At 57.8% G+C, this 7,942-nt stretch carries 7 protein-coding genes, 1 tRNA gene and 1 pseudogene; all 9 read left to right on the top strand.

What is annotated here, in order from left to right:
• Positions 1 to 127: pseudogene (locus ACNQPL_RS20870) on the top strand (elongation factor Tu); the annotation flags it as partial.
• 54 nt (positions 128 to 181) lie between these two features.
• Positions 182 to 257: transfer RNA gene (locus ACNQPL_RS20865), tRNA-Trp, on the top strand.
• A gap of 44 nt (positions 258 to 301) precedes the next feature.
• Positions 302 to 670: a preprotein translocase subunit SecE gene (gene secE / locus ACNQPL_RS20860; protein ID WP_136912669.1), complete on the top strand. Its 369-nt coding sequence runs from the start codon at positions 302 to 304 to the stop codon at positions 668 to 670.
• Between the two features lie 9 nt (positions 671 to 679).
• Positions 680 to 1,213, top strand: coding sequence for a transcription termination/antitermination protein NusG (gene nusG, locus ACNQPL_RS20855; protein ID WP_346614695.1), 534 nt, complete (start codon positions 680 to 682; stop codon positions 1,211 to 1,213).
• A 119-nt stretch (positions 1,214 to 1,332) separates the two neighbouring features.
• Complete coding sequence (rplK, locus tag ACNQPL_RS20850) at positions 1,333 to 1,764, top strand: 50S ribosomal protein L11 (RefSeq protein WP_003255500.1); 432 nt, start codon at positions 1,333 to 1,335, stop codon at positions 1,762 to 1,764.
• A complete protein-coding gene (gene rplA, locus ACNQPL_RS20845) occupies positions 1,764 to 2,459 on the top strand; it encodes a 50S ribosomal protein L1 (protein WP_346614694.1) in 696 nt (231 codons plus the stop codon). Before rplK ends, rplA begins: the two co-directional genes overlap by 1 nt.
• Positions 2,460 to 2,656: 197 nt before the next feature.
• Positions 2,657 to 3,157 (top strand): 50S ribosomal protein L10, encoded by a 501-nt coding sequence (gene rplJ / locus ACNQPL_RS20840; RefSeq protein ID WP_346614693.1) that lies wholly within the window; start codon positions 2,657 to 2,659, stop codon positions 3,155 to 3,157.
• Positions 3,158 to 3,235: 78 nt separating this feature from the next.
• Positions 3,236 to 3,601 (top strand): 50S ribosomal protein L7/L12, encoded by a 366-nt coding sequence (gene rplL, locus ACNQPL_RS20835; protein ID WP_007957596.1) that lies wholly within the window; start codon positions 3,236 to 3,238, stop codon positions 3,599 to 3,601.
• A gap of 218 nt (positions 3,602 to 3,819) precedes the next feature.
• The gene (gene rpoB, locus ACNQPL_RS20830) at positions 3,820 to 7,893 is read left to right on the top strand and encodes a DNA-directed RNA polymerase subunit beta (RefSeq protein WP_346614692.1); all 4,074 of its coding nucleotides are present in this window, start codon (positions 3,820 to 3,822) and stop codon (positions 7,891 to 7,893) included.
• Positions 7,894 to 7,942: the final 49 nt, after the last annotated feature.

The following is a 7,942-nucleotide window of genomic DNA, read 5'->3' as shown; positions in this document are numbered from 1 at the left end:
AGGTGACAACATTCAGATGACTGTTACCCTGATCAAGACCATCGCAATGGAAGACGGTCTGCGCTTCGCTATCCGTGAAGGCGGTCGTACCGTCGGCGCCGGCGTCGTAGCAAAAATTATCGAATAAGTAGTTGATTTACTTGATCAGGCCGGTATAATGGCCGGCCTGATACAGCGTTACAGGTCAGTAGCTCAATTGGCAGAGCGACGGTCTCCAAAACCGTAGGTTGGGGGTTCGATTCCCTCCTGACCTGCCATTCACCTCAGTGTGATTGGCTTTCTTCTTACAGGATCCTCCCCGATGACTCCCAAAACTGAAGCCCAAGAAACGCGTTTTGATCTGTTCAAGTGGCTGGCTGTAGTGGCTTTGGTTGTTGTTGGTGTCGTGGGTAATCAATATTACTCCGCCTCTCCAATCCTGTACCGCGTTCTCGCACTTCTCGCCCTGGCTGCTGTCGCTGGCTTCGTAGCTCTGCAGACTGCGAAGGGTAAGTCGTTCTTTGCGCTGGCGAAGGAAGCTCGTACTGAGATCCGTAAAGTCGTGTGGCCGACCCGCCAGGAAACCACCCAGACCACGCTGATTGTCGTGGCTGTCGTGCTGGTTATGGCACTGCTGTTGTGGGGTCTTGATTCCCTGCTCGGCTGGGCGGTCTCCCTGATCGTTGGCTAAAGGTGTCCCGTGGCTAAGCGTTGGTATGTTGTGCATGCTTACTCGGGTTACGAGAAGCATGTTATGCGCTCCCTGGTAGAGCGCGTCAAGCTGGCAGGCATGGAAGACGGTTTCGGCGAGATCCTGGTCCCGACCGAAGAAGTCGTTGAAATGCGTAACGGCCAGAAGCGCAAAAGTGAGCGCAAATTCTTCCCTGGCTATGTTCTGGTCCAGATGGAGATGAACGAAGGGACTTGGCACTTGGTCAAGGATACCCCTCGTGTGATGGGCTTTATTGGTGGTACCGCCGACAAGCCGGCGCCGATTACCGATAAAGAAGCTGAAGCTATCCTGCGTCGCGTTGCCGACGGTAGCGACAAGCCGAAGCCGAAGACGCTGTTCGAGCCAGGTGAAGTGGTTCGAGTCATTGACGGTCCGTTCGCTGACTTCAATGGTAGTGTCGAAGAGGTTAACTACGAAAAGAGTCGCCTCCAGGTGGCGGTGCTCATTTTCGGTCGCTCTACTCCGGTAGAGCTCGAGTTCAGCCAGGTCGAAAAGGTCTAGGCGGACGAAGCATCCCATACCCCGCAGCCCTGTGTGCTGCGGGGTTTTGTCGTCACTGGGATAAAACGCAAGTCATCCGGGGAGCCTTCAGGCGTTTGTACCCGATATTGGAGTAGCTCATGGCTAAGAAGATTCAGGCTTACATCAAGCTGCAAGTTAAGGCCGGCCAGGCCAACCCAAGCCCACCCGTTGGTCCAGCACTGGGCCAACACGGTGTGAACATCATGGAATTCTGCAAGGCCTTCAACGCCCGTACTCAGGGTCAAGAAGCCGGCCTGCCGACTCCTGTGATCATCACTGTTTACAGTGACCGTAGCTTCACTTTCGAAACCAAGAGCACCCCTGCCTCGGTTCTGCTGAAGAAAGCTGCTGGCCTGACCAGTGGTTCGGCTCGCCCGAACACCGTCAAAGTCGGTACCGTGACCCGTGCTCAGCTGGAAGATATCGCCAAGGCTAAACAGGCTGATCTGACTGCTGCTGACCTGGACGCTGCTGTACGCACCATCGCTGGCTCTGCCCGCAGCATGGGCCTGAACGTGGAGGGTGTGTAATGGCTAAGCTGACCAAGCGCCAAAAGGCTATTGCTTCGAAAATCGAAGCTGGCAAAGTTTACAACTTCGAAGACGCAGCTGCGCTGCTGGCCGAACTGTCCACCGTGAAGTTCAGCGAATCCTTCGACGTTGCCGTCAACCTCGGCGTTGACCCGCGTAAATCCGACCAGGTCGTTCGTAGCGCTACCGTGCTGCCACACGGCACTGGCAAGACCGTACGCGTTGCTGTCTTCACCCAGGGTCCAGCTGCTGAGGCCGCTCTGGCTGCCGGCGCTGACCGTGTAGGTATGGACGATCTGGCTGCCGAAATGAAAGGCGGCGACCTGAACTATGACGTCGTCATCGCATCGCCTGATGCCATGCGCGTTGTAGGCCAGCTGGGTCAGGTTCTGGGTCCTCGCGGCCTGATGCCTAACCCGAAAGTCGGTACCGTTACCCCAGACGTGGCCACGGCTGTCAAGAACGCCAAGGCTGGTCAGGTTCGCTATCGTACCGACAAAAACGGTATCATCCACACCTCCGTAGGCAAAGTCGGCTTCGAAGCTGGCAAGCTGAAAGAAAACGTTGAAGCCCTGATCGCTGATCTGAAGCGTATCAAGCCGGCTTCCTCGAAAGGTATCTATGTCAAGCGCGTTACCCTGAGCACCACCATGGGCCCAGGTCTGGTCATCGATCAGAGCTCGCTGAGCGCGTAAGACCGCGGCGGCGCGACTTGTCGCGCCCTTCGCAAAAATTGGGGTCCCTGCCTGGCGGGGGCTATCCAAGACCGTAGGCGGCGCAAGCCTTAAACCACAAGCCTACGCAGATGGTGCTCCCGATTCGTTACCGAATCAGACACCAAAACGACATCCGGCCTCGGCCAGATGAAACGGTAAAAACCAGGAGTAAACCCGTGGCAATTAAACTCGAAGACAAGAAGGCCATCGTCGCTGAAGTCAACGAGGCTGCCAAAGTCGCTCTGTCCGCTGTCGTGGCTGATGCCCGTGGTGTGACTGTAGGCGCAATGACCGGACTCCGTAAAGAGGCTCGTGAAGCTGGCGTTTACGTACGTGTCGTACGTAACACCCTGCTCAAGCGCGCCGTTGCTGACACTGAATTCAGTGTCCTCAACGACGTGTTCACTGGCCCGACCCTGATCGCTTTCTCCAACGAACACCCGGGCGCTGCTGCTCGTCTGTTCAAAGAGTTCGCCAAGGGTCAGGACAAGTTCGAGATCAAGGCAGCTGCGTTTGACGGCAATTTCATTGCCGCCAACCAGATCGATGTACTGGCTACCTTGCCGACCCGTGACGAAGCTATCGCACGTCTGATGAGCGTTATTCAAGGCGCTACCAGCAAGCTGGCTCGTACTCTGGCGGCCGTTCGCGACCAGAAAGAAGCTGCTGCTGCCTAAGGCCGCGTAACCTCTTTCAAAATCATATGTTTAATTTGATGGCTGCGTAGGCTGTCACCCCAATACAGGATTTAAGTCATGTCCCTGACTAACGAGCAAATCATCGAAGCAATCGGCCAGAAAACCGTTCTGGAAGTTGTTGAGCTGATCAAAGCAATGGAAGAAACCTTCGGCGTTACCGCTGCTGTTGCCGCTGCTGGCCCAGCTGCTGCTGCTGCCGTTGTTGAAGAGCAGACCGAGTTCAACGTTGTTCTGGTTGAAGCTGGCGAGAAGAAAGTGAACGTGATTAAAGCCGTTCGCGAACTGACCGGTCTGGGCCTGAAAGAAGCCAAAGAGAAAGTCGACGGCGCTCCTCAGGTTGTAGCTGAAGGCGTTTCGAAAGAAGCCGCTGAAGACGCTAAGAAGAAGCTGGAAGAAGCAGGCGCTAAAGTCGAGCTGAAGTAATCTCGACCTTGCGACGCCAGCCGGCGCGTTGAGCGAAGGCTGATGGCTGGTGGCTTATGCCACCGGCCTTTTTCCGTTATTGGTGGCCGATCAGGTCGGCCCCGATAACAAGCTGCAAGACACCCATGTGGGTGCGCAAACCAAGGGGTTTGCACGATTTTCTGGCTGCTCCCGCCGGGAGAAGCCAAACAAGCAGGTGACCAAGCTGGGGAACGCTGATGGCTTACTCATACACTGAGAAAAAACGTATCCGCAAGGACTTTAGCAAGTTGCCGGACGTCATGGATGTGCCTTACCTCCTGGCCATCCAGCTGGATTCGTATCGCGAATTCCTGCAAGCGGGAGCATCCAAGGATCAGTTCCGCGACGTCGGCCTGCACGCGGCCTTCAAATCGGTATTCCCGATCATCAGCTACTCCGGCAATGCTGCCCTGGAGTACGTAGGCTATCGCCTGGGCGAACCCGCCTTCGATGTGAAGGAATGTGTCCTGCGTGGCGTGACCTTCGCGGTCCCACTGCGGGTCAAGGTGCGCCTGATCATCTTCGACAAGGAATCGTCGAACAAAGCGATCAAGGACATCAAAGAGCAAGAAGTCTACATGGGTGAAATCCCCCTGATGACTGAGAACGGTACCTTCGTTATCAACGGTACCGAGCGTGTGATCGTTTCCCAGCTGCACCGTTCGCCTGGTGTGTTCTTCGACCACGACCGTGGCAAGACGCACAGCTCCGGCAAGCTGCTGTACTCCGCTCGCATCATCCCTTACCGCGGCTCCTGGCTGGACTTCGAGTTCGACCCGAAGGACTGCGTGTTCGTCCGTATCGACCGTCGCCGCAAACTGCCGGCCTCGGTCCTGCTGCGCGCCCTGGGTTACAGCACCGAAGAGGTTCTGAACACCTTCTACACCACCAACGTGTTCCACATTTCCGGCGAGAAACTCAGCCTGGAACTGGTACCTCAGCGTCTGCGTGGTGAAGTGGCGGTCATGGATATCCATGACGAAACCGGCAAAGTCATCGTCGAGCAAGGCCGCCGTATTACCGCGCGCCACGTCAACCAGCTCGAGAAGGCCGGTGTCAACCAGCTGGACGTTCCAATGGAATACGTCCTGGGTCGCACCACCGCCAAGGCCATCGTGCATCCGGCTACCGGCGAGATCCTGGCCGAGTGCAACACCGAGCTGACCACCGAGCTGCTGATCAAGATCGCCAAGGCTCAGGTTGTCCGCATCGAGACCCTGTACACCAACGACATCGACTGCGGTCCGTTCATCTCGGATACCCTGAAGATCGACACCACCAGCAACCAACTGGAAGCGCTGGTCGAGATCTACCGCATGATGCGTCCAGGCGAGCCGCCAACCAAGGACGCTGCCGAGACCCTGTTCAACAACCTGTTCTTCAGCGCCGAGCGTTACGACCTGTCGGCCGTGGGCCGCATGAAGTTCAACCGTCGTATCGGTCGCACCGAGATCGAAGGTTCGGGCGTGCTGAGCAAGGAAGACATCGTCGAGGTTCTCAAGACCCTGGTCGATATCCGTAACGGCAAAGGCATCGTCGACGACATCGACCACCTCGGTAACCGTCGCGTACGTTGCGTCGGCGAGATGGCCGAGAACCAGTTCCGTGTTGGCCTGGTGCGTGTTGAGCGCGCGGTCAAGGAACGTCTGTCGATGGCTGAAAGCGAAGGCCTGATGCCGCAGGACCTGATCAACGCCAAGCCGGTTGCGGCGGCGGTGAAAGAGTTCTTCGGTTCCAGCCAGCTCTCGCAGTTCATGGACCAGAACAACCCGCTCTCCGAGATCACCCACAAGCGCCGTGTTTCCGCACTTGGCCCGGGCGGTCTGACCCGTGAGCGCGCAGGCTTCGAAGTCCGTGACGTACACCCGACCCACTATGGCCGCGTGTGCCCGATCGAGACCCCTGAAGGTCCGAACATCGGTCTGATCAACTCCCTGGCAGCCTATGCCCGCACCAACCAGTACGGCTTCCTGGAAAGCCCGTACCGCGTGGTGAAGGAAGGCGTGGTCAGCGACGACATCGTGTTCCTGTCGGCGATCGAAGAAGCTGATCACGTCATCGCTCAGGCTTCGGCCGCGATGAACGAGAAGAAGCAACTGATCGACGAGCTGGTAGCTGTTCGTCACCTGAACGAATTCACCGTCAAGGCGCCGGAAGACGTCACCCTGATGGACGTTTCGCCGAAGCAGGTTGTTTCCGTTGCCGCCTCGCTGATTCCGTTCCTCGAGCACGACGACGCCAACCGTGCACTCATGGGTTCGAACATGCAGCGTCAGGCTGTACCCACCCTGCGCGCTGACAAGCCGCTGGTCGGTACCGGCATGGAGCGCAACGTTGCCCGTGACTCCGGTGTCTGCGTGGTTGCTCGCCGCGGTGGTGTGATCGACTCGGTCGACGCCAGCCGTATCGTCGTTCGCGTTGCTGACGACGAAGTCGAGACCGGTGAAGCAGGTGTAGATATCTACAACCTGACCAAGTACACCCGCTCCAACCAGAACACCTGCATCAACCAGCGTCCGCTGGTCAGCAAAGGTGATGTGGTCAAGCGTCACGACATCATGGCCGACGGCCCGTCCACCGACATGGGTGAACTGGCACTGGGCCAGAACATGCGCATCGCGTTCATGGCGTGGAACGGCTTCAACTTCGAAGACTCCATCTGCCTGTCCGAGCGTGTGGTTCAGGAAGATCGCTTCACCACCATCCACATTCAGGAACTGACCTGTGTGGCGCGTGACACGAAGCTTGGCCCAGAGGAAATCACTGCGGACATCCCGAACGTGGGTGAAGCCGCTCTGAACAAGCTGGACGAAGCCGGTATCGTGTACGTAGGTGCTGAAGTAGGCGCAGGCGACATCCTGGTTGGCAAGGTCACTCCGAAAGGCGAGACCCAGCTGACCCCGGAAGAAAAACTGCTGCGTGCGATCTTCGGTGAGAAGGCCAGCGACGTTAAGGACACCTCCCTGCGCGTGCCAACCGGCACCAAGGGTACCGTCATCGACGTACAGGTCTTCACCCGTGATGGCGTCGAGCGCGACAGCCGTGCCCTGGCCATCGAGAAGATGCAGCTGGACGAGATCCGCAAGGACCTCAACGAAGAGTTCCGCATCGTCGAAGGTGCAACCTTCGAACGTCTGCGTTCTGCCCTGAACGGCCAGGTGGTCGACGGTGGCGCGGGCCTGAAGAAAGGCACCGTGATCTCCGACGAAGTACTGGACGGTCTGGAGCACGGCCAGTGGTTCAAACTGCGCATGGCTGAAGATGCACTGAACGAGCAGCTGGAAAAAGCTCAGCAGTACATCGTCGATCGCCGTCGCCTGCTGGACGACAAGTTCGAAGACAAGAAGCGCAAGCTGCAGCAGGGCGATGACCTGGCACCGGGCGTACTGAAGATCGTCAAGGTCTACCTGGCAATCCGCCGTCGCATCCAGCCGGGTGACAAGATGGCCGGTCGTCACGGTAACAAGGGTGTCGTCTCGGTGATCATGCCGGTCGAAGACATGCCGCACGACGCCAACGGTACTCCGGTCGACGTCGTACTGAACCCGCTGGGCGTACCTTCGCGTATGAACGTCGGTCAGATCCTGGAAACCCACCTGGGCCTCGCGGCCAAGGGCCTGGGCGAGAAGATCGACCGCATGATCGAAGAGCAGCGTAAAGCCGCTGAACTGCGCGGTTTCCTGACCGAGATCTACAACGAGATCGGCGGTCGTCAGGAAAGCCTGGACGAGTTCACCGATGCAGAGATCCTCGCTCTGGCGCACAACCTGAAGAAGGGCGTGCCAATGGCTACCCCGGTATTCGACGGTGCCAAGGAAAGCGAGATCAAGGCCATGCTGAAGCTGGCTGACCTGCCGGAAAGCGGCCAGATGGTGCTGTTCGACGGCCGTACCGGCAACAAGTTCGAGCGCCCTGTGACCGTTGGTTACATGTACATGCTCAAGCTGAACCACTTGGTGGACGACAAGATGCACGCGCGTTCCACTGGTTCCTACAGCCTGGTTACCCAGCAGCCGCTGGGTGGTAAGGCGCAGTTCGGTGGTCAGCGTTTCGGGGAGATGGAAGTGTGGGCGCTGGAAGCATACGGCGCGGCATACACCCTGCAAGAAATGCTCACAGTGAAGTCGGACGACGTGAACGGCCGTACCAAGATGTACAAGAACATCGTGGATGGCGATCACCGTATGGAGCCGGGCATGCCCGAGTCCTTCAACGTGTTGATCAAAGAGATCCGTTCGCTCGGTATCGATATCGATCTGGAAACCGAATAACACGTGACGCGAAGGGGGGCGGGGCTGGTATAGCCCGCTTCCTGCTCCG

It is taken from the genome of Pseudomonas sp. LFS044 (assembly GCF_047978245.1).
Classification (GTDB): Bacteria; Pseudomonadota; Gammaproteobacteria; order Pseudomonadales; family Pseudomonadaceae; genus Aquipseudomonas.
Note: the sequence above shows the minus strand (reverse complement) of the source record. Positions and strands in the feature narration are given on the sequence as shown.